The sequence below is a fragment of the Paenibacillus sp. NPDC056722 genome (assembly GCF_042790635.1).
In the GTDB taxonomy this organism is placed as follows: domain Bacteria; phylum Bacillota; class Bacilli; order Paenibacillales; family Paenibacillaceae; genus Paenibacillus_AQ; species Paenibacillus_AQ agri.
This window is the reverse complement of record NZ_JBHTYV010000001.1, coordinates 919,607-942,261: the sequence shown is the minus strand read 5'-3', so window position 1 is coordinate 942,261 and position 22,655 is coordinate 919,607. Positions and strand designations below refer to the sequence as shown.

The following is a 22,655-nucleotide window of genomic DNA, read 5'->3' as shown; positions in this document are numbered from 1 at the left end:
GCAGATGAGTAAAGCGTGAGGTGAGAACAGGTGGGAAGCATTTCTTTTAATCATGTCTTCAAACGCTACAAAGGCGAATCCCGCCCTGCTGTAAATGACTTTCATTTAACGATTGATGAAGGGGAATTCCTTGTATTGGTCGGGCCCTCTGGCTGCGGGAAGTCGACGACGCTGCGCATGTTGGCTGGACTTGAGGAGATTAGCAGCGGGGAGCTCTATCTGGACGGAAAATTCATCAACTATGTATCTCCCAAAGACCGGGATATCGCGATGGTGTTTCAGAACTATGCGCTGTATCCGAATCTGTCTGTGCAAGAGAATATCGCATTGGGACTTAAGCTGCGTAAGACGGCCAAGCATGAGATCGACTCGCGGGTCAAGCGGGTAGCGGGAATATTGGAGATCTCGCATCTGCTGGAGCGTAAGCCCAGCCAGCTATCGGGCGGACAGAAGCAGCGGGTCGCGCTTGGGCGGGCGATCGCGCGGGAACCGCAAGTATTTTTGATGGATGAGCCGCTTTCCAATCTGGATGCGAAGCTAAGGTCCCAGACACGGGCGGAATTAATCAAGCTGCAGCAGGATTTGAAGCGTACGACCGTTTACGTTACGCACGATCAAGTTGAGGCGATGACCATGGGGTCACGAATCGTGGTGATGAAGGACGGCATCATTCAGCAGGTTGCTCCGCCCAGACAATTGTATGATGAACCGGCGAATGTCTTCGTTGCCGGATTTATCGGTTCCCCGCAGATGAATTTTATGAACGGAACGGTTGAAGTGAGTGACGGGAACTACTATTTCTCCAATAAAAGAATGCGTGTACCGCTCTCCGGGGAGCAAGGGCAGCGCTTCCAGCGCTTGGCTGGACTGACGCACAACATTATTCTCGGCATCAGACCAGAACATGTATTGATTAAGCGGGGGAGTTATGAAAAGGATGATGATTATATACCTGGCGTAGTGCAAATGACAGAACAGACGGGAGCGGATTCTTATGTGTACGTGGAGCTGGGGAAGATTCGGCTGATCGTAAGAACAGCGCCCGAAGTGCTATACGAGCAGGGGGAGTTAGTATCGGTGAACCTGCAGATGAACAAACTTCACTTTTTTGATGAAGCGACGGAAATGGCCATCGGGAGAGATGAGGCATGAGGCTAAAGAATGTTCCACGGTCTATCCGAATCATTGGACGAATGACTGTGATTGCGGCCATTGTCGTTATCCTGATCCTCTGGGCAACATCCAAGGAGGAGATCGTTCTCTCCGATCGGGTGACTGAGGCGCAAATGGTGGATTTCGATCATGGGAGCGGGCCTGTTCCCTATATTCAGCTGATACATGATAAGAGCGAGGAGGAACTGGGCAATAAGGAGGAGCGGCAGATTACGCTGAACGCGCTGACTTTCGAGGAAGCCTCTTCAGATGCTGACGTTAGCGAAATCACTGAAGACGGGGTACGCGCGCTGGCTTGGCAAAATGATCGCGGTACAGTGGATTGGAGTTTCCAGGTAAAGGCACCCGGTTGGTATGAGCTTCATATCGATTATAAGCCGCTCCCCGGCGACAATAGCTCCGTTGTTCGTGGTGTGATGATTGATGGCGGCTATCCCTTTGCCGAATCGGAACGGATTGAGCTGGAACGGCTGTGGAAGGATGCCAAATATCCATACGAACGCAATAACAATGGGATGCAGATCAGGCCGCAGCAGGTTGAGCTCACAGGGTGGAACAATAAGGCTGTAAGCGATTACACAGCCTCTTCGAGGCCGCTGCTATACTATCTGGACGCTGGAGAACACAACCTGCGACTGATAGGAGAGCGGGGAGCGGTCGCTATTAGCGGCATGTCGTTCCAGTCCAGAAAGCAGCTGCCGGCGTACGAAAAATATGTTACCGCACAGCCTGAGGGTGTTAAGCAGGAAGATTGGTACAGCATTCAAGAGAGCGAGCAGTTCCAGCGCAAGTCCAGTCTATCGATCCAAACCGACCACTGGTCTGAGCCATACGTTTCTCCTGAGCCTAAAGGCCGGACCACGTATAACGTGCTTGGAGGAAACCGCTGGAAAAATACTGGTGAGTGGGTGGAATGGGAGCTTGAAGCTCCTGCTGACGGCTGGTATGTCATTGACATCAAGGATTACCAGAACTATCGATCCGGTTTCAAAGCCTATCGGACCATTCAGATTGATGGAGAGGTTCCCTTCCAGGAAATGCTGCATTATGCTTTCGACCATCATAAGGAGTTTGAAATTAATTCGCTTGCCGACAAGCAAGGGGAGCCTTACAAGTTCTATCTAACCCAGGGCAAGCACACAATGCGCATGGTGGTGGACTCCTCCAAGATGCAGCCGATTCTGATGGCCCTGAGGGATGCACTGGGACAGATTGCTGAATTCGATCGTCATATCCGGCTGATTACGGGCAACTACAGTAAAAATGCAGCCGATGCCAACGTGGATTCTACCCGAACCTGGGAGATGAAAAAATATGATCCTGATGTAGAAAAGAAGCTGCAAACCATTACTAATCGGCTGTCTCAAATTCGAGAGTATACCAACTTTGTAAATGAGAGCGATTCAGACTTGTCACAATCCTTGAAATCTTCCATCTCAATTCTGGACAATATGCTGCTGGATGTGAATGAAATCCCTAGTCGAATTAACGATTTTTCATCGATTCAAGCCAATATCGGCACCTGGCTAACGACACTGACCCAGCAGCCATTACTGCTAGATTATATTGTGTTGCGGACGCCGGACACGAAGACAGGACTCAAGGAACCTACACTGCTGTCCCGTGTGCCTTATACAGTCATGGATTTTGCCCGGTCCTTCTACTTGAACTATGATCAGGACGGCAATCAGGATGACGAGTCGCTGACGATCTGGGTGGGACGCGGTCGGGACTATGTCGACCAGCTTCGGGAACTGGTTAGTCAGGACTTCACACCTAATACCGGTATTGAAGTGAATATCAACCTCATGCCTAACCCTAATATGCTCATTCTAGGAAATGCGGCAGGCGAGGTTCCTGATTTGGCGTTAGGCGTCGCTGAGGCATTGCCAGCCGATTATGCGATGCGGAATGCAGTAGAGGATCTGTCGAAATATCCGGGCTTTGCGGACGTGCAGAAACGGTTTATTCCCGGCGTCTCACGGGCGTTGAATTATAACGGAGGGACCTACGGGCTTCCAGAGGTACAGAACTTCCAGTTATTGTTCTATCGTTCCGATATCTTAGAAAGTCTGAAGCTGAAAGTTCCGGATACATGGGAGGATGTATTTGATATCCTGCCCACGCTTCAGGAAAACGGGATGATGATGAACTTCCCTAAAGCGGATTTCTCGACCCTGTTCCTGCAAAATGGTGCTGATCCTTATTCCAGTAGTGGACAAAAATCCACTCTGTTCAGCGAAGAAGGACAAAAGGCGTTCAAGCTGTGGACAGAAATGTTCACTAAATACAATATGCCGATAGATATCCCGGCTTTCTTCCAGCATTTCCGGGACGGCGACATTCCGATTGGCATCTCGGACTTCAATACGTATGTTCAACTGCAGGTTGCTGCTCCGGAAATAACAGGGCATTGGAAGGTAGCTCCGCTTCCAGGCATTGCTCAGCCGGACGGCGAGGTGGCTCGTTGGTCTCCTCAAGCGCTAACCGCAGGAATGATTATGGAGAAGAGCGATAAGAAGGATGCCGCTTGGGCATTTCTGAAATGGTGGACTTCGGATGAGGTACAGAGCAGATACGCCGCTGATATGGAATCGTATTATGGCATTGAATATCGCTGGAACACCGCCAATGTGAATGCTATGAAATCGCATTCTTGGCCTTCTGATGATTTGAAGGCGATTCGGGAGCAAACGCGCTGGGCCAAGAACATGCCCAATGTTCCTGGATATTACTTCCTGGGCCGTGAGATGGATTTCGCTTGGAACAAGACGGTGTTTGACGGAATTCCGGCCGACGAGTCATTGGAGGAGGCGAGCTTATCGCTACAGCGCGAGATGGAGCGGAGACAACGGAACTTCGGGATCTCTGGCACTGACTTGCATATTCCGCAGATCACGAAGCCTTTTGAATGGGAGGATAGTAAACCGTGAAGACAGAGGTTGTTCCAGTCATACCGTCACCGGGGGCGGCAAAGCCGCCCTCTCCGGTACAACTCCGGTGGAGAAGATTCGTGAAGCAAATTCGGAAGGATGTGTTCTGCTATCTATTCCTGGCGCCGTTTCTGATCTGTTTCCTGATATTCATCGTGATCCCGGTTATCATGGCGGCCACGCTCGGATTCACTTCGTATGACGGATTCGGCAAGCCGCATTTCATCGGATTTGATAATTACATTTCCTTATTTACACAGGATATTGTGTTTTTGACCAAGGCGCTGCCTAATACCTTCTTGTTCGCTTTGATTGTGGGGCCGGGGGGCTATATTTTGTCCTTCCTGTTCGCTTGGCTGATTCATCAGCTTCCACTGCGTGTGCGGGATTACTATACGCTGGTATTCTATGCACCATCAATGGCTGGTGGAGTGGCGTTATCCGTTGTGTGGATTGCTGCTTTCAGTGGAGACCGGGTCGGTTACCTCAATAATTTCCTGCTGCAGATGGGCTGGGCAGATGCGCCTGTTACCTGGCTTCAGGACCCGAAATATTTGCTGAAAGTCATGATCCTCGTATCGCTGTGGATGAGCTTCAGCGTAGGTTTTCTAGCGATGCTGGCTGGCCTGCAGACGGTGAATCGCGAGCTGTATGAAGCCGGACGGATTGACGGGATTTCCAGCCGTCTTCAGGAAGTATTCTACATTACCATCCCGTCCATGAAGCCGCAGATGCTGTTCAGTGCCGTCATGACCATCGTATCCACATTAAAGGCTGGAGCGATCTCCACTCAATTGACCGGACTTGCGATTACTCCGCAATATTCAGGTCATTTGATTATTAACCATGTGGATGACTACGCCTTTATCCGATTCGAGCTTGGCTATGCGTCTGCTGTATCGGTCATGCTGCTGCTTATCAGTTATTTTGTCATGCGGTTTGCTTATCGTCTGTTTAACTCGAAAGGGGAGCAGTAGACTATGATCGCAAGACTGCGCAAGCTCCGCCAAGTCTCGCCTTTTCAGATAGTGCTGGTTACGGTTTTCACGGCATTGGCAGCCTTTATGTCACTGCCCATCATCTTCATATTTAGTCATGCCTTCAAACCGAAAAATGAGCTGTTCTTGTTCCCGCCGCGATTTTTAGTACAGCATCCGACGATTCACAATTTTGAAGTGCTGCTGCTTCACGCATCTAATGCAACGGTGCCATTCACACGCTATTTGTTCAACAGCTTGCTCGTAGTGTCGCTGACGCTGTTCAGTGTCATTGTGGTTAGCACGATGGCGGCTTATGTACTGGCAAAGTACAAATTCCACTTCAAGGCACTGATTCTATCTTTGATCACACTGTCCCTGATGTTTGCTCCGGAGACGGTATCGATCCCGCGCTACCTCATCATCAATGGATTAGGGCTGAACAATACGTATTTTGGGCATATTCTGCCTTCGTTGGCCTCACCTGTTGCTGTGTTTATGCTAGTCGGGTTTATTTCTCAGATCCCGAACGATTTGATGGAAGCCGCCAGGATCGACGGGGCAAGTCACTTGGGAATCTTTACGCGAATCGTGCTGCCGCTATCTGTCCCGGCGGTTGCCACCATTTCGATCCTGACCTTTCAGACGGTGTGGGGAGATGTGGAGACATCGACCTTGTTCATGCAGAAGGAAGCGATGCGTACGCTGCCCTTTTATGTTAACAGCTTGTTAAGCGGCCTGCAGAATAACGTAGCGGGACAGAATATGGCGGCCGCGGCCGGACTGCTTATTTTTATACCGAATCTGATCATCTTCCTGCTCTTTCAGCGCAAAGTGCTGGAGACGATGGTCCACTCCGGTATTAAATGATGTCATCAGCAAAGGAAGTCGGAATCATGAAAAAATGGCTATCCATCCCCCTGTTAGTTTTGGTATTCATTTCATTGCTTCCGTCCACTGCTTCGGCACGGCTCCCGTATATTACAGCCTACTATGATAGCAACCAGTCGACCTGGTTCCGGATTCAGCCGATCTATAGTCCTGCGGAAACGCTTACGGTTGAGCTGGGAGACCCGGTAGATATTATGGTTGCTCCCAATGATGAGGTATACGTGGTGGATAAGGAACTGGAACAGGTCATCGTGCTGAATAATGACGGAAAGGTACAAAGAACGATTGGCGCTAGCGAAGGAACCGGGAAGCTGGCAGCGCCTGAAGGCGTCTTCGTGACAGCCGATGGAGACGTATATGTCGCCGACTCCGGCAATCAGCGGATCGCTGTGTTTACTTCCGATGGCACTTACCAGCGGGAATATAAGAAGCCGGACACGCCACTACTTGGATCGGATCATTTCGTGCCTGTCAAGCTGGTGGTCGACCGGCGCGGAGTGATGTATATCCAGCTCAATTCCTCCTATCAGGGGCTGGTCAGATTAAGTCCGGATGGAGAGTTCATGGGGCACTTCGGTGCCAACAAGGCCGATCAATCCATGATTAACCGGCTGAAGCAGCTTGTTCTGAACAAAGAGCAGCTTGCCCAAGAGAAGCCTGCACTTCCTAAGCCGATAACGAACGTAGCGATGGATGCTGATGGCTTCATTTATACGGCTACAGCCGGCGGAGAAGGCAAAGGAGCCATCCGCAAGCTGAACGCAGGCGGCGTGGACGGTTTCAAGAACAAAGCGATGTACAATGGCCATGGAATCGTTGATGTTGCGATTGGGCAGGAGGGGTTTCTGTATAACGTCGATTTGGATTCGATGCGCATTAATCTGTACGACCATACCGGAGACGTGCTCTTTGCGTTCGGGTTTATCGATAAGGAGACGCAGCAATACGGCGTCATCGGATATCCTACCGGGATTGCTGTAGATTCCAAGAACGCCGTCTGGATCTCGGACAGTGGCACGAATATGGTTCATAAGTATGTCCGCACCGAATTTGGCAAGGATGTGCTGCAGGCGCTGGCCTTGTACGCAGGCGGCAAATACGAAGACAGCAAGCCTTACTGGGAGTCGGTTTACGCTCGCAATGATATGTATAATGGCAGCTTTCAAGGGCTTGGAAAGGTGTACCTGCATGAAAATGATCATGCTGATGCGTTGAAATTCATGAAGGTAGCCTTTGACACGGACGGTTATTCCAAAGCATTCTGGCAAATCCGCCTGGAGTGGCTGCAAGAACATTTTGTGATGCTGGTCCTTGGAATCATCAGCGGATTCTTGGTACTGCACTTTGGCATTCGGGGATTGAGAGTCCTTCGCCGCAAGTACCCTACACCTATCTCCTGGAAACAGCCGCTGCAGGACATAAGGAACTTTGGATATGTGATGATCCATCCTTATGAGGGGTTCTATCGGATCAAGGAAGCCAGAATTGCGCCATGGATTACGATAGCATTGCTCTTGTCTGTCATTGCCGTGAAGATTGCTAGGATATACTGGACCGGTTTCCTGTTCAATCCCGTTGAACTTAGGAATGTGAATGCGCTTAGAGATTTGGCCTTCTTCATCGTTCCATGGGTGACTTGGATTATCGCGAATTATCTGGTTTGCAGCATCAAGGATGGTGAGGGCAAATTCAGGGAGGTTGTTCAAGGCAGTGTGTATGCCTTGTCACCGTATTTGTTCATTTCCATTCCAGTCCTGATTCTGTCCAATTTGGCCTCTCTTGATGAGGCGGTATTGGTTCATGCGCTCAATACCTTAGCGACACTATGGATGCTGGCCATGTTCTTTGTTATGACCCAGGTCATTCATAATTTCGACTTTTTGGAGACGTTCAAAAACTCGGCGATATCTGTCTTTGCCATCGTTACCATCTGGGTGTTTGGCTTTATCATTTTCGGATTGTCGTATAATCTCTACGACTTTTTCTATGAGCTGTACAAAGAGGTGAACTTCTATCATTAATCTAGCGAAATCACTATTCCTCAAGATCAGGTGGATTGCTGTTGCCATATTCGTTCTAGGGTTGCTGGTTCTGTTCTTCTTACGGCCCTGGGAATTGACGACAGAGGCCAGCTTCGCAAAAACCGGTATGACGATGCCGAAGGTTTCTGTTAATGAATTGTACGAGGGCGAGGCTTGGAAACCTTCGGCGGGAGCGGATGGCTATGCTCTGGTCAGCGAGAACGACAGCTATAGCTTGTATGTTCGTCCCGATACCACGGAGATTGCTGTCCTTGATAAAACAAGCGGTTATCGCTGGACCAGTAATCCTGGTGATGCAGAGCTGAAACACGAGAATGTCAAGGGTCAATTGCTGGATCAACTGAAATCGCCATTTGTTATGACTCATGTCCGTACCAAGGGAAAGGATCAGACCGTTCGCGAGTCACTAAGCAATGCGGTTAAAGACATGACAACTTCGCTGATCCGTCAAGGCGATGGGCTGCAGATCTCCTATTTCTTCCCTTCCAAGGGCCTGGGCTTCACGATGCAATATGAGTTAACGAAGACAGGTCTGAAAGTACGGGTACCATCCAAGGGAATTAAGGAGGAGGGAGAATATGCCTTGTTCACCCTGGATATTCTGCCGTACTTCGGCGCTGCTTCATCTCAAGATGACGGCTACCTGTTTGTACCCGATGGTCCCGGTGGACTCATTCGTTACGATGCCGCACACGCGAAGCTATCGAGAGGTTATATACACCAGGTATACGGCAGCGAAATGACGAATTCCGGGAACTGGACCCGCTCTGGCCAGCGGCGGGAGACTATTGCATATCCCGTATTCGGGCTCAAGAAGAATGATCATGCTTTTGTAGCGATTATGACGGAAGGCGAGGACTCGGCGAATGTAACAGCATTGTCGCCAGGAATGAAATCATCCTTCTTTAATGTCTTCTCAAGCCAGATCTACAGAGAAGAATATCTCTACCGCATGAGCCGGCTGGCTGCGCCGAGTAAGGCTGTGCAGCTAGAAAAATTGGATCGTGACCGTGAGATCGAATATCGTTTCCTGAATGATCAGAACGCCAACTATTCCGGCATGGCCGCCACTTACCGCGAATATTTGCAGGAGAAGGGCTCCCTGGGCAAAAAGCTGGATCCTGTCGCGCATGTTCCGCTTTATTTGAAGATTATGGGCGGCAACTATGAGCAGGCTTTCGGACAGATTCGTTATGTGGCCGCGACTACCTTCGCGCAAGCAGAGGACATTGTACGCCGGTTGCAGGAGCGGGGGGTTACGTCACTCCAGACCATTTACTTCGGCTGGACCAATCAGGGTGATTATAACATGGAGAAGCGGTTCCCCATTGAGGAGGCACTCGGCGGGGAGGCAGGTGCCCAATCCTTTGCCTCGCAAATGAAGGAAAGGGGAGTCGGAGTCAGCTTCTACGAAGATTTCTTATGGATTGACAGCAAATCTTCCTTCTCGCCCAAGCAGGACGCCATACGGGGGATCGACGGAACGGCGTTTGTGGATGGCGACTGGTATGTCGCGAAGCCCATGTACACGGCGGTAAGTGCGGCGAATACAATCAGCAAACTGAAGGAAATAGGTGTGGAAGGCATTCACTACAGTGCCGTCGGGGAGATACTCCTCAACGACTATGAATCTTCCGGTATCCGCACCAGAGATTATACGAAGCAAATCTATACCGAGTTATTGGATTATACGCGTAAGGAGCTTGGAACAGCCAGCGTGTTCCGGGGCAATGCTTATGTGCTTGGAGCTAGCGATTATATTGACGGTCTGCCCTCAGCGTCCAGCTATGACTTTATGGTTGATGAGACAGTACCTTTCTATCCGATCGTTCTCCATGGCTTCGTTCCCTATACCTTTGAAGAAGGAAATCTCCGCGATGATGAAGAGGTGGAGTTCCTGAAGGCGATTGAATATGGGGCCTTGCCTTCGTTCTTTGTGACCCACGACGATTCCCGTAAACTCAAGAATACGGGGGCGAGCTTCTTGTACAGCAGCAGCTTCGACAAATGGGAAGAACGAATGCTGAAGGAATACGGGAACTTCGATGCTTTAAGCAGCTTGTATTCGCAAAAGATTACCCTGCATGAGCGTCTGGCAGATCAGCGGTACGCAACCTTGTATGAGGATGGAACGAGGGTTATCGTTGATTACTCCGCGAAAAGCTTCAAGGTAGAGAAGGGGGCGGGCACCAATGAGTAAGCTGACCGCGCACAGAAAAGAAGCGCTCCGTTATCATATGAAGCAATACGGAACCGGGCTGATGTTCATGCTGCCCTGGATCATCGGGTTTCTTATATTCGTGGCGATTCCGGTTGGCTGGTCGATCTTCATGTCGCTGCACAAGGTAGCTGTCGTACCGGGGGGCTTCCAATATACATGGTTAGGGTTTCAGAACTACAAGGACGCCTTTCTGAAGGACAGCGTTTTCCCGATCGAGATGATTACCTATTTCCAGGAAATGCTGCTCATGGTGCCGATCATTGTGATCTTCGCTTTGCTTATCGCATTGCTGCTGAATCAGCAGTTTCCGGGGAGATTTCTCTTTCGTGCATTGTTCTTCCTGCCCGTAATATTTGCTACAGGTCAGGTGTTGTCGGAATTATTTACACAGGGAGCAGGCGACATTCCGTTTCTGGAACAGTACAATCTGGAACCGCTTGTTCGCCAGTATGTGGGAGGAGAACTGGCCCTTACCGTGATGGAGGTTCTGGGCCGCATCGTCCTGATTCTATGGTATTCCGGAGTACAAATCTTAATTTTTATCGCCGGATTTCAAACCATCTCACCCTCTATCTATGAAGCTGTGAGAATAGACGGAGCATCACCATGGGACAGCTTTTGGAAGATTACCCTGCCGTCTAGCCTGCCATTCATCAGCCTAAATATGCTGTACACGATTATCGATCTGTTCACATTCCCGCTGAACCCGGTGTTGGCGCATATCAGGGAGAATATGTTCAAGGTCAATACCGGTTACGGCTATGCCAGTGCGCTGGCCTGGATTTATTTCGCCTTTATCTTTGTATTAATCGGTATTGTGCTGGCATTGTTCAACCGGAGTTTGCGACAGAGGGGGAGAAGGTCATGAGTGATCCTGTTAGAATACGGGGGCTTCAGCAGCGAATCAAGAGCGTCATGTGGAGCCGGAACAGTCAGCGGTTCAAGATGGTCATGCTTGGCAGGAACCTGTCAGACGGATTGATTGCCAAACTAATCATCTATATGCTGTTGTCCATTGTGGCGTATCTGTACCTGCAGCCGCTATTGCATATGATAAGCACCATGTTCATGACCGTCAGCGATCTGCTTGATCCCGCCGTAAAGTGGATTCCCAGAGAAATCACATGGGAGAACATGACGAAGGCGATCGAAGGTCTGCAATACCCGCAAGCGTTGTTTAACACAGCGACAATTGCCCTAACCTGCTCGATTGCTCAGGTGCTGGTGTGCTCAATGACCGGCTACGCACTGGCAAGGCTGTCTGTACCATTCAAAGGTTTTATTACGGCGATGGTGCTGCTGACCTTTCTCATTCCGCCGCAGGTCGTGATCATTCCGCTATACGTCATCTTCAGTAAATTAGGTTTGCTCAATACGATGTTTGTCTTTCTTGTTCCGGCGATCTTTGGCCAAGGGCTCAAGGGAGCGTTGTTCATCTTAATCTTCCGGCAGTTCTTCCGGGCACAGCCGCCCAGTCTGGAGGAGGCGGCGAAGCTGGACGGAGCCTCCGTCATCCGGTTATACGTCCGCATTATGCTTCCGCTGGCCCGTTCCGCATGTCTGGTAGTGTTTCTGTTCTCCTTCATCTGGTATTGGAACATGTATTACGAGCCGTCCATGTTTCTGGCAAAGGGCTTTACGCCGTTGTCGATTCGTCTTGATAATCTGGAGAACGTCCTGAATCCTTCGCTGCTCGGAAATAAGAACAATATTACCAATCCGGTAACAGAGGGAACAAAGATGGCAGCCGCATTCCTGATTATTTTTCCGCCCATGCTGATCTTCATGTTCTTGCAGCGCTGGTTTATTACAGGTATCGAGAGAACCGGTATTGTGGAATAAGCCGAACTGGTAAGTCAGGTGAAGTGAAGATGCTGGAAAGGGGGAATGCTGGGCAAATGTAGAATGACTGGTACACCCGTCCAGGTTGGCAAGCATAATCATTCAATTTAGGGGAGGAATAGACTTTGAAAAAGAGAACTGTAACCTCATCATTATTGGCCGCTGTGTTTACGCTGTCACTCGTATTATCCGGGTGCAGCGGCAGTAACAATACCAAAACTGCGACTAATACACCTGACACGAGCCCGACGGAAAGCGCTGTCAACAACACACCTAAGGTGGAAGAAAAGCATGATCCGGTTACGTTGCAGATCATTTCCTGGAAAGATAGCTACAATGATCTCTACAAAATGTTCGAGGAAAAATATCCGTGGATTACAATTGAACAAATTCCGGTCAACTCTCAGCCGATCATGGAGATTATCGCATCGATGGAAGCGGCGGGCACACCGGCTGACATTACGGAGATCGACTCCGACCTGATTTCCTTCGAGCAGAATGGTCTCATTGAAGATCTTACCCCTTACATTGAGAAGAGTGAAGCGTTCAAAACAACGAAATTCCCTGATGGATTCTTTGACACGATGATCTTTAACGGTAAGAAGCTGGCGATTCCAATGGTTGACGTTCCGATGTGGGTACTAGTGAACAAGGATCTGCTGGCCAAACACGGGGTTAATATGCCGGCCAATGACTGGACCTATGATGATTTCCGCAGTATTGCCAAGAAAGTGACGGACAGTAATGCTGGAGAATACGGAATCACTACGCAAGCAGAGATTCAAATGCGGATGTTATCGACCAAGGCAATCGCCGATGGATATGCAGCCAATCTGCAGTATTTGAATGAAGATTTGACACAAAGCTTGCTGAGTACCCCTGACATTATGAATGAAGTGAAATGGTTCCAGGAACTGGTTACGAAAGATGGTTCCATGCAGTCTAATGCGGTTTCCGAGGCCGACGGTAGTGTAACCAAAGAATTTATCAACGGGAAAACAGGATTTGCCATTGGCGGGGACTGGGTACTCCCGAACCTGAAGGAGAAGGCAACCTTCGAATGGGATGTCCTTCCGTTCCCGAAAGGCAAGGTAAGTCAGCCAGGGTATACGATTTACGGACCATTGTCGCTCTTGGCCGGATCGAAGCATAAGGAAGAAGCCTTCCTGTGGCTGGAGTTCCAATTCTCTAAGGAAGCCCAGAAGTGGAAGATCGATCAAGGGGCAAACGCATCGGTTGTTGATGATGAACTGACGGCTTATTATGACCAGGCTGAAATTTGGAAAGGCAAGAATATCGAGGCTGTTAAGCTAGCGCGTGAAAACGCGAAAATTCAGCCAGGCCTGACGGTTCCAGGCTGGAGTGATTACAACTGGAACAATATTTTGAATGATATTATTTTTGGTGACCGTGATATTAACGATATTATTCCAGAGACGGAAACGTGGAACAAGAAGACCTTGGAGCTGCGTGATAGCCTGAAGTAATTTGAAGCAGCACAGGTATAAAACCATGGAGAACGTATAAAAGTTGATGGAAAAGGTGACGTCCCTAGTCCGGCGCAAGTCGGTAAGGGACGTTTCTTATTGCCAACAGTTTATAAACGCACTAGATAGTTTTGAATTATCTTATATCAGAAAGGATCAACATAAGATAAGTTAATAAATGTACTTGTAGTTTAAAGAAAATTTTGAAAGCGTTACCACTATAGGGATGATTCAGAAGCTCAACAAGAAAGGAAGGGAAGCAGGATGCCGTCCATTCATCCTTGGAAAGTGAGAATACTTGCTTTGGTATGTGTGACGATGATCGTAATACCGGCAGGTTATTTCTTCAGTAAGACTTCGAGCTCGGAGCGGGTAGATTCTGAAGAATGGATGCAGGATGCGAAACCTGAAGTGACACTGAAGATGTATTTCGGTGGGGAGAAGAAGGCGGCTACTGATGAAGTGTGGAGGGAGGTCAGTCAATACGTCAAGTCAAAGGGGCTGAATGTGAAATTCTCGGTGAACTTCATTCCTTGGACCGACTATTCCAGTAAGCTGCTGGTTATGGCTGCGGCAGGCGATCGCTGGGACTTGAATTTTGATTCGGATACTTCTTTCCGGCAGATGGCTGCCCGTGGCTCATACTTGCCGCTGAATACCTTGCTTCCGGAATATGCTCCTCATTTGAATGAACGGTATAAAAGCGATGGAACGCTTCTGTCTACAACACTTGACGGTGAAATACTCGGTTTGCCCTGGGCGATCAAGATGAATCAACGCCCGTATGCCGTGTGGCGTGCTGATCTGGCAGAACTTGCAGGCATTGCCCCGCCTATGAATTCCATCCAAACGGTAGAAGAAGTTGACACTCTTCTACATCAACTTAAGGAAGCTTATCCGGACAGGAAGCTGTCCCTTGTGACAGCTCTGCCTTTTTATTTTATTAGAGAAGAATGGCTTGACCTCGAATTTCATGGGCTCGGATGTTATATAGGAGATCCTGAGATGAAGGTGCGGGCTATCGAACAGCAGCCGTTTTATTTGGAGGCCGCGCTGATGAGTAAGCGTTGGAATCAAGCGGGTATTCTTAACCCCGATTCCATACTGGGACTTGAGGATAGTGCGAATCAATGGCGGAGCGGGAAGCTGCTGTTTACGATTACATCCCATGAATGGGCGTATGCTGCAGATCCTGGTTTCATCGATTCTGCTTATCGGCAGCAAGTATCACTTCTGTATCCTGAGAAACGTCAGGTCAATCGTCGCCCGACCTCTAATGTCATTGCGATTAACCGCAATTCAGAGCACCCGGATTTGGCATTGCGCTTTCTTGATCTGCTCGAGACGGACAGAACCCTCTTCGATCTTGTGATCTATGGAATGGAAGGGAAGACGTATAAGCTAGAAGGAGATACAGTACGTTATCCCGATAATTTGAATTTTTCGACCAGTAATTATATGGATTGGGGCGGACAATGGGGGTTCTGGAAGCCGCAATTTTTAAGGCCAACGGAGACCTATCCCGGCGATTTTTGGAACAAAGAAGCTGCATTCGCCGAGCTTCCGCAAAATGTGGATTCACCATTTGGCGGTTTAATGTTGTCTGACTACAAGATTGGCAAAGCACTTGAAAGAAGAGATGAGCTCTATGAAGATCTCGGAAAGGCCATTGAATATGGCATGGAGGGAAATATAAGCGACGCGATAGCAAAGTACAGGCAGCGACAAATGGACAATGGACTGGAAACCATCATCGCAGAGGTACAGCGTCAAGTGGATCAATATTTATTGTTCAATCGTTAAGCACTAATCATTGGGGGAGGCCGCGTAATGTTCAGTGTGCTGATTGTGGATGATGAATTTGAAATACGTGAAGGGCTGTGCCAGCAGGTGCCTTGGCATGAATATGGAATAAGCTCTGTTACCCAGGCTGCGGATGGAGATGAAGCGCTGCGCCTTGCTGAGGAATGCCGTCCGGACCTGATTATTACCGATATCAAGATGAGAGGCGTATCGGGGTTGGATTTGCTGCGGCAACTACAGGCGATAGAAGATTATCATTGGAAGGCGATCCTGATCAGCGGGTACAACAACTTCAGTTTTGCCAAACAGGCTCTTCATTTAGGCGCGATGGACTACATATTGAAGCCGATCAGTATGACCGAGCTGGATCAAATCGTCCGTAAGTCCATTGAGATCCTTACGATGGAACGAATGGAACAGAAGAAGCGGGCTCACATCAACGACCAGATGCAGTTTGCTCTGCCCAAGCTTCGTGAGGAGCTGCTCCACGAGATTGTGGAGAATGACTATGATCCATATCGGGAGACACGAATATCCCACCGCCTGAAGACGCTGAAGCTGGGCTGGATGAAAGAGATGGAGCTGCAGCTCATGATTGTAGAGGCAGATAATCTACGGGCTTTTACGAATCGTCATGGCTTCGCTGATGAGAAGAAGCTGATCCTGTTCGGGATTGGCAATGTGGTCAACCAGACGCTCGGTGAGGAGATTGGGGCTACATCTGTGCTGTTTAAGGATAGCCACGAGCGCTGGATAGCGATTATCGGCTATAGCGGCTATGAAGCGGCCGAGAGGTGCTTATCACTGGCAGAAAAGTGTCTGGAGCGAATCAATCAGTTCGTCAAGGTTCACGCCAGTATTGCCCTCAGCCCTCCGGTACAGGAACTGCACCAGCTGCATCAAATGTATTCGCGGTGTGAGGAATATTTGAAGCGGAAGGCCCAGCAAGGAGGCAACAGGCTGTTTATGGAGGAGGGTGAGGAAGAGGAGGGAAGGATTTATGAGAAGCCTTCAATCCGGGAGCCTAAAGCTGTGATTGACCTGGTGAAGTACGGTAGCGACGAAGAGATCCGGGAGACGCTCTCCGATTTCGAGGAGATGGTTCAATTCTGGGGCTCACTTGATCTCAGGGATGTTCAGCAGCACATCTTCACCTGGCTGATGGAAGTGTACCGCGCTGCCGCAGCGGTAGGTTGGTCTGACCGATCATGGGAAAGGGACCCTATAGCGCTTTGGGATAAGCTGGAGCAGTATGATACGCTGCAATCTTTGCAGGAACAGGTTCAGCAGTGCCTGTTGGCATTGGCCGGTGATTTCCGGAAAATGTCCAATGCTTCGAGTCAGATCGTTCAGGAGGCGGAGCGCATGATTCGTAGCCGTTACGCGGAGAATTTATCCCTTCAGATTGTCGCGTCTGCAGTGCACGTTACTCCAGTATGGCTGAGCAATCTGTACAAAAAAGAAAAAGGGCGAACCTTTCTGGAGGAGCTGACTCAGGTTCGTATCTGCAAGGCCAAAGAGATGCTGGGCGAGAGCATGTACAAGATCTATCAAATCTCTTATCTTGTAGGCTATAAGGACCCTGTTCATTTCTCGAAGCTGTTCAAAAAGCATGTCGGGATTACGCCTAAGGAATACCGGCGGATGAGAGGCATTGTGGATGATTAAGAATATGCGGAGCTTAACCCCGTCCCTTCGGAATCGGCTCATCCTGATCTTTTTCGGGATAACGATTGTTCCGTTCATTCTCTTCTCCGGATATGCGCATACGAAATCTGTCGAGGGGATCAAACAAGCTAATGCGGCATTCTCAATGAGTTATCTTGAACAGGCCGAGATGAATGTGAGGACCTATTTGAATCACTTGAACGATCAGATCAATAATTTAATCGGGGATCGGGATTTGCAAAGGCTACTGGAGCGGCAGCCGCAAAGTATAGAAGAGGAACAGGCGATTTCCATAGAACTGCTGAGCATCGTTCATCAGAAAGGACAACATCTTGATGCGCTGCGGCTGCGTGTTCTTCCGCTTCATCCTGAACTGTATCCCACATATATGAAAGCGCTGGGGGAGGACTCCACGATCCGCACGGAGAACTGGTTTCATCGCGCTTCAAGCAGTACGGTGCCCTTTTGGCAGTTATCGATGAACAAAGGTCCAGGGCGCAGCCCGCTGCTTCTATACATAAAAACATTTACTAGTTTGCACAATCGAACACCGCGCGGCATTGTGGCAGTCGACCTTGCAGATCATTACTTTAATCGTTTCTTTATTCCAACGAAGCGATTGAACGGACAGAAATTTCTGATTATCAATGAAGACGGACAAGTGATTTATGATTCTGCCAGCAATGAGTGGACTGGCGAGCAGTTTCCTTCTCCAAGGCTGCTGGAGCAGCGCAAACTGTACAGTGAGGGTGTTGATACCTATACCATCTATGATCGTGAGCAATTAGCAGCCTATGTGGGGATGGATACCTTGCCTTGGACCATTATCAGTCTGACACCAATGCGGGAGTTGACAGAGCCCGTAACGAAGCTGAACCGGCTGCTGCTCTTTTTCCTGGTTGCGTATTTGATCTGCTCCGTCTGGGTGCTGGTGTATATTACCCGGAACTTCAGTCAGCCGGTCCTGCGGCTTGTACGGTTAATGCGGCGTCTGGAGGAAGGGGAATTCAATATGGATATTCCTCATCAGGAGCGTAAAGATGAAATCGGCTGGCTGTTTCGCGGGTTCCACAGCATTGTGCGCACGATTGAAGAACTGATCCAGCACTCCGCCCGGTCGGAACGCGTGAAGAAGGAGCTGGAGTTCCAGGTGCTTAGCCACCAGATCAACCCTCATTTTCTCTATAATACGCTGGACTCCATCCGCTGGAAGGCGGAGAAGCATGGCCAGAGCGATATCGGTGAAATGGTATCTGCGCTCGGCAATTTGCTGCGGCTCAGCCTGAATCAGGGCAAGGACATTACGACCGTTGGACGAGAGATCGAGCAGGTCAAGGCTTACGTCCTGATTGAACAGGCCAGAATCGGCATGCCGCTGCGGGTATTGTATTTTTTTGAAGAGGAGCTGCTGGATCTGCAATTTATACGCTTGCTCCTACAGCCTCTGGTGGAGAATGCCATCCAGCACAGCATACGCGACAACTTCGAGCATGGGAAGGTTGTACTGTCAGGGCGCATTGAAGGGCAGGACTTATTGATCAGTATTGCGGATAACGGCAAAGGCATTCCTCAGTCTGTTCTGGATGACTTGGAGCAGGATCATTCTGAGCAGCGAGCGGGGAAGAGCTCCGGCGTCGGACTGCGTAATGTGAACGAGCGTCTCAAAATCACCTTTGGAAGTCACTATCGGCTACAGATTGAGAGCAGGGAAGATAAAGGAACCCGAATTACGATCAGGCATCCGATTCTGGACGGCGAATTCACTGACAAGACTGATGATATGAAGGAATAGCCGCCATGCTGATTTGCTGATGACCTGAAACTTTGGTATACGAAGCCGCGGATCACTGTAAAGTCAAGGATCTGGAGTCGGCCTATGCCGTCACCAACTACAGTCTGGATGATTTCAAACATGTGATGCTCCCCGCTATCTTTTGAGTGGAGCCTCGTTAATCCCGCTTCGTTGTCTTCGCAAAGGATACCTTTTTTACGTTATAAAAACAGTAAAGCGGGCGCTTCTCCTATTATGGGAGAAACGTCCGCTTTATATTTCTGGATTATAGCTGCTTATTTTTGTAGATGTGGGTCTCAGGGGAATTCTATTGCTGCAGTTCTTTCTCCAGCGCCGTTCCCATTTCGCGAGAGCGTTCAGCACAGCGGTTCACCGCAGCGATGACGGTCTCGAAGAAATCACCGCGCTCTAGTTCTTCAAGCGCCGCCTGGGTGGAACCGTTCGGCGAGGTAACCTTCTTGCGCAGGGCCGCCGGTTCCTCACCGGTCTGCTGCACCATCCGGGCTGCGCCAAGTACGGTCTGGACCGTCAGCTCCGCACTTTGCTCAGAGGATAGCCCGCCACGGATACCGGCGGCGATCATGGCCTCCATCATGTAGTAGATGTAGGCAGGACCGCTGCCGGAAATGCCGGTCAGCGTCTCCATGCGCTCCTCATCGATGACGGTTGTGATGCCCACGGCATCGAAGATGTTAAGTGCCAGACGTCGGCTGTCTTCATCCACTTCTTTGGAGAAGGCCAGGCCGGTTGCGCCAAGCCCGATGGAGCTGGAAGTGTTGGGCATCGAGCGTACAACAGGCTGCGGAGTGCCTAGCAGCCCTTGCATCGTGCGGATGGACATTCCGGCAATCACCGAGATGACAAGCTGGCCTGGAGAGAGCAGCGGTCCCAAATGGCGCAAGGCTTCTGCGGTGTCCTTCGGTTTCATGGCTAGCACAATCACGGGAGCGCTACGGAGATACCCGTTTTTTTGCTCAGGGTCATTCGATCCTTGAACGCCATAGCGGGCCCGAAGCTCAGCCAGACGTTCGTTACTGCTGCGGTTCAGCATAATGATATTTTGCGAAGATACCACATTGCGGTTAATCAATCCGCGGACAATGGCTTCAGCCATGGAGCCCGCACCGTAGAACACGATCTCATGATTAAGCAATGGAATGGATTGCTGTTGACACATAAGGTTAACGCCCCTTTTAAAAATGATTTAGCCCCGGATCTGACCGTTGCCGTATACTTTATATTTTGTGGATGTAAGCGCTGGGAGTCCCATAGGACCACGGGCGTGCAGCTTCTGAGTGCTGATGCCGATCTCAGCTCCGAATCCGAATTCGAAGCCGTCAGTGAAGCGGGTGGAAGCATTATGGTATACGGCAGCCGCATCGACTTCTTGCAGGAAGCGGGCTACATGGTCGGTAGTTTCGGACACGATACACTCCGAATGTTTGGTTCCGTATCGTTCAATATGCCCCATTGCTTCATCCAAATCCCCGACGATTTTGATGTTCAGAATATAATCGTTATATTCTGTCGCATAGTCTTGCTCCGTCGCCGGAAGCGCCCAAGGTACAAGAGCCACGGTCTCTGGACAACCTCGCAGTTCTACATTAACCTCGCGGAAGGCTTCAGCCAGCGCTGGCAGATGGGCCTGTGCGTAATCCCGATTTACAATCAAGGTTTCCATGGAATTGCAGACAGAAGGACGCTGAGCTTTGGCGTTAAGGCTGATATTAAGCGCCATTTCCGGATTAGCATCCGCATCCAGATACGTATGACAGATTCCGGCACCAGTCTCAATGACAGGTACGGTAGCATTCATTACCACGTTCTGGATTAAAGAGCTGCCGCCGCGCGGAATGATGACATCCAGCAGACCGTTCAGCTTCAGCATTTCATCAACAGAAGCACGGCTAGGGTCTTCGATCAGTTGCAGGGCATTTGGCGGGAGGGCTGTTGTGGCCAAGGCCTTGTGTAACACCTCTACAATCTTTCGGTTGGAGGAAAGGGCGGAAGAGCCGCCGCGCAGCACAACTGCGTTGCCAGTCTTCAGGCAAAGTCCTGCCGCGTCCACTGTGACGTTGGGACGGGCTTCATAGATGATGCCGATAACGCCAAGTGGCACGCGGATTTTCTCAACGGACAGGCCGTTTGGCCGTTCAAAGGTCTCCAAGGTGTCACCTACTGGGTCAGGAAGTACGGCAATTTGCCGCAGTCCTTCAGCGATCCCCGCAATCCGATGCTCATCCAGTGCCAGCCGATCCAGCATTGATTCCGGGGTACCATTCTGACGTCCGCGCTCCAGATCTTCAGCGTTGGCGACGATAATCGCAGCAGCTTCATGCTGAAGCGCTGCAGCCATCACCAGCAAGGCTTCATTTTTCTGCTCGGTGGTCAATTTAACTAAGGACCCTACGGTTTCCTTGGCCAAGGTTGTTTTGTTTACAACTTCACTCATAATATTTCCCCCCTGATTATAAATAGTATGAAAAAGACCTTCTTATCTCAGTGTAATCCATTCGTCGCGGTGGATAACCTCCAACCGGTGAACCTCTCCGAGCTTCGGCACGATTTCGCGGCTGGGCAATCCTTGGATGCTGCGGAGCTGGCTGTCGTCATAGTTGACAATGCCGCGCCCCAGCAGCTGAGCGTCTGGCCCCAGCACCTCTACAACATCACCAGCATGAAAGCTGCCGTCAGTTTGCTTGACCCCGATCGGGAGCAGGCTGTGCCCGCCGTTAAGTAGAGCTTCAACCGCTCCTGCATCAATATGCAAGGTGCCGAGTGGGGTGGACATGAAGCCCAGCCATTGCTTCTTAACCGGCAGAGAAGAGAGGGTAGTGGCGAAGTAAGTGCCTTTGCCGGTTCCGTCAGCCGCAAGCCGGAGATCTCCGGGCTCGGCTGCCCTGCCGATGAAGACTGGGACACCGCCACGCGTCGCAATCTTGGCGGCATCGATCTTGGAACGCATGCCCCCGGTACCGACACTGGAGCCAGCTCCACCTGCGATCGCGTAAATCTCGGGCGTGATCTCATCTACATGATGATATTTCACAGCATCCGGTGTTTTACGCGGATCACCACTGTACAGGCCGTCCATATCCGTAAGTACCAGCAGGTGGGAAGCCTTGAGCAGATTGGCGACCAGTGCCGACAGCGTGTCATTGTCGCCGAATTTCAATTCATCGACAGAGACCGTGTCGTTCTCATTGAATACGGGTACAGCCCCTTGCCGGAGCAGCTCTTCCACGGTCATTACGGCATTGTTCATGGCCCGGCGGCTGCAAAAGTCAGTCCGGGTGAGCAGGATTTGCGCTGCGATGATCCCATGCTTGGTGAAAGCCTCTTGGTAGGCCTGCATCAGCAGCGCCTGGCCTACTGCGGCAGCGGCTTGCTTCTCATGCAGCAGCCGCGGTCGCACAGGGTAGCCGATGCTGCGGAACCCGGCGGCTACCGCTCCGGAGGTGACCAGCAGCACCTCCGCACCCCTCTCGCGCAGCCCGGCAATCTCGGCTGCGAAGAAGGCGATGGCGGCATGGTTCAGGCCGCCCTCCGGTCCGGTCAGCGAGCTGCTGCCGATTTTGACCACTATTCTTGTCGTCACTTTTTGCTTCACATCCTCAAGATTGATAAGAATCTTCTGAATTCTGGGTAAATGCAAAAAAAGCCCCCATCCTTAGACTTAGCAAAGGACGAAAGCTTGAATTCACTTCCGCGGTACCACCTTCATTGATGAGGGTTCATCCGACTTCATTCTCATAACGGGAGGGTCCGTCCTGCTGCACGCAGGCCGCTCAGGGGTAGGCTTCAGAACAAAACCGCGGTAAATTCT

The 22,655-nt window shown here is 50.2% G+C and carries 15 protein-coding genes; 12 read left to right on the top strand and 3 right to left on the bottom strand.

Annotated elements, in window-relative coordinates; all coding sequences use genetic code 11:
* Nucleotides 1–30 precede the first annotated feature (30 nt).
* The 12 genes from ACFRAM_RS04370 to ACFRAM_RS04315 all read left to right on the top strand — a co-directional run bounded on the left by ACFRAM_RS04370 (nucleotide 31) and on the right by ACFRAM_RS04315 (nucleotide 18,829).
* The gene (locus ACFRAM_RS04370) at nucleotides 31–1,152 is read left to right on the top strand and encodes an ABC transporter ATP-binding protein (RefSeq protein WP_379464685.1); all 1,122 of its coding nucleotides are present in this window, start codon (nucleotides 31–33) and stop codon (nucleotides 1,150–1,152) included.
* The gene (locus ACFRAM_RS04365; RefSeq protein WP_379464684.1) at nucleotides 1,149–4,106 is read left to right on the top strand and encodes an extracellular solute-binding protein; all 2,958 of its coding nucleotides are present in this window, start codon (nucleotides 1,149–1,151) and stop codon (nucleotides 4,104–4,106) included. Before ACFRAM_RS04370 ends, ACFRAM_RS04365 begins: the two co-directional genes overlap by 4 nt.
* The gene (locus ACFRAM_RS04360) at nucleotides 4,103–5,083 is read left to right on the top strand and encodes a carbohydrate ABC transporter permease (RefSeq protein ID WP_379464683.1); all 981 of its coding nucleotides are present in this window, start codon (nucleotides 4,103–4,105) and stop codon (nucleotides 5,081–5,083) included. Before ACFRAM_RS04365 ends, ACFRAM_RS04360 begins: the two co-directional genes overlap by 4 nt.
* 3 nt (nucleotides 5,084–5,086) lie before the next feature.
* The gene (locus tag ACFRAM_RS04355; RefSeq protein ID WP_379464682.1) at nucleotides 5,087–5,953 is read left to right on the top strand and encodes a carbohydrate ABC transporter permease; all 867 of its coding nucleotides are present in this window, start codon (nucleotides 5,087–5,089) and stop codon (nucleotides 5,951–5,953) included.
* A gap of 26 nt (nucleotides 5,954–5,979) precedes the next feature.
* Nucleotides 5,980–7,995 carry a YIP1 family protein gene (locus ACFRAM_RS04350; protein ID WP_379464681.1) on the top strand — a complete coding sequence of 672 codons (2,016 nt, stop codon included), beginning with the start codon at nucleotides 5,980–5,982 and terminating at the stop codon, nucleotides 7,993–7,995.
* A 127-nt stretch (nucleotides 7,996–8,122) separates the two neighbouring features.
* Nucleotides 8,123–10,216, top strand: a complete 2,094-nt coding sequence (locus tag ACFRAM_RS04345; RefSeq protein WP_379464680.1) for a DUF5696 domain-containing protein — start codon at nucleotides 8,123–8,125, stop codon at nucleotides 10,214–10,216.
* Complete coding sequence (locus ACFRAM_RS04340; RefSeq protein ID WP_379464679.1) at nucleotides 10,209–11,105, top strand: carbohydrate ABC transporter permease; 897 nt, start codon at nucleotides 10,209–10,211, stop codon at nucleotides 11,103–11,105. Before ACFRAM_RS04345 ends, ACFRAM_RS04340 begins: the two co-directional genes overlap by 8 nt.
* Nucleotides 11,102–12,079, top strand: coding sequence for a carbohydrate ABC transporter permease (locus ACFRAM_RS04335; protein ID WP_379464678.1), 978 nt, complete (start codon nucleotides 11,102–11,104; stop codon nucleotides 12,077–12,079). The genes ACFRAM_RS04340 and ACFRAM_RS04335 overlap by 4 nt, the downstream gene beginning before the upstream one ends.
* Before the next feature lie 125 nt (nucleotides 12,080–12,204).
* Nucleotides 12,205–13,566: an ABC transporter substrate-binding protein gene (locus tag ACFRAM_RS04330; RefSeq protein ID WP_379464677.1), complete on the top strand. Its 1,362-nt coding sequence runs from the start codon at nucleotides 12,205–12,207 to the stop codon at nucleotides 13,564–13,566.
* Nucleotides 13,567–13,830: 264 nt separating this feature from the next.
* Nucleotides 13,831–15,369 (top strand): extracellular solute-binding protein, encoded by a 1,539-nt coding sequence (locus tag ACFRAM_RS04325; protein WP_379464676.1) that lies wholly within the window; start codon nucleotides 13,831–13,833, stop codon nucleotides 15,367–15,369.
* A gap of 27 nt (nucleotides 15,370–15,396) precedes the next feature.
* Nucleotides 15,397–17,037 carry a response regulator gene (locus ACFRAM_RS04320; protein ID WP_379464675.1) on the top strand — a complete coding sequence of 547 codons (1,641 nt, stop codon included), beginning with the start codon at nucleotides 15,397–15,399 and terminating at the stop codon, nucleotides 17,035–17,037.
* Nucleotides 17,030–18,829, top strand: coding sequence for a sensor histidine kinase (locus tag ACFRAM_RS04315; RefSeq protein ID WP_379464674.1), 1,800 nt, complete (start codon nucleotides 17,030–17,032; stop codon nucleotides 18,827–18,829). The genes ACFRAM_RS04320 and ACFRAM_RS04315 overlap by 8 nt, the downstream gene beginning before the upstream one ends.
* Before the next feature lie 307 nt (nucleotides 18,830–19,136).
* On the opposite strand, the gene proC is transcribed toward ACFRAM_RS04315, so the two are convergent.
* The 3 genes from proC to proB are packed head-to-tail and all read right to left on the bottom strand — an operon-like array spanning nucleotide 19,137 to nucleotide 22,427.
* On the bottom strand, nucleotides 19,137–20,006 hold the full coding sequence (proC, locus tag ACFRAM_RS04310; RefSeq protein WP_379464673.1) for a pyrroline-5-carboxylate reductase: 870 nt from the start codon (nucleotides 20,004–20,006) through the stop codon (nucleotides 19,137–19,139).
* A 27-nt stretch (nucleotides 20,007–20,033) separates the two neighbouring features.
* Nucleotides 20,034–21,281: a glutamate-5-semialdehyde dehydrogenase gene (locus tag ACFRAM_RS04305; protein WP_379464672.1), complete on the bottom strand. Its 1,248-nt coding sequence runs from the start codon at nucleotides 21,279–21,281 to the stop codon at nucleotides 20,034–20,036.
* 42 nt (nucleotides 21,282–21,323) lie between these two features.
* Nucleotides 21,324–22,427 carry a glutamate 5-kinase gene (gene proB, locus ACFRAM_RS04300; RefSeq protein ID WP_066365419.1) on the bottom strand — a complete coding sequence of 368 codons (1,104 nt, stop codon included), beginning with the start codon at nucleotides 22,425–22,427 and terminating at the stop codon, nucleotides 21,324–21,326.
* Between the last annotated feature and the right edge of the window lie 228 nt (nucleotides 22,428–22,655).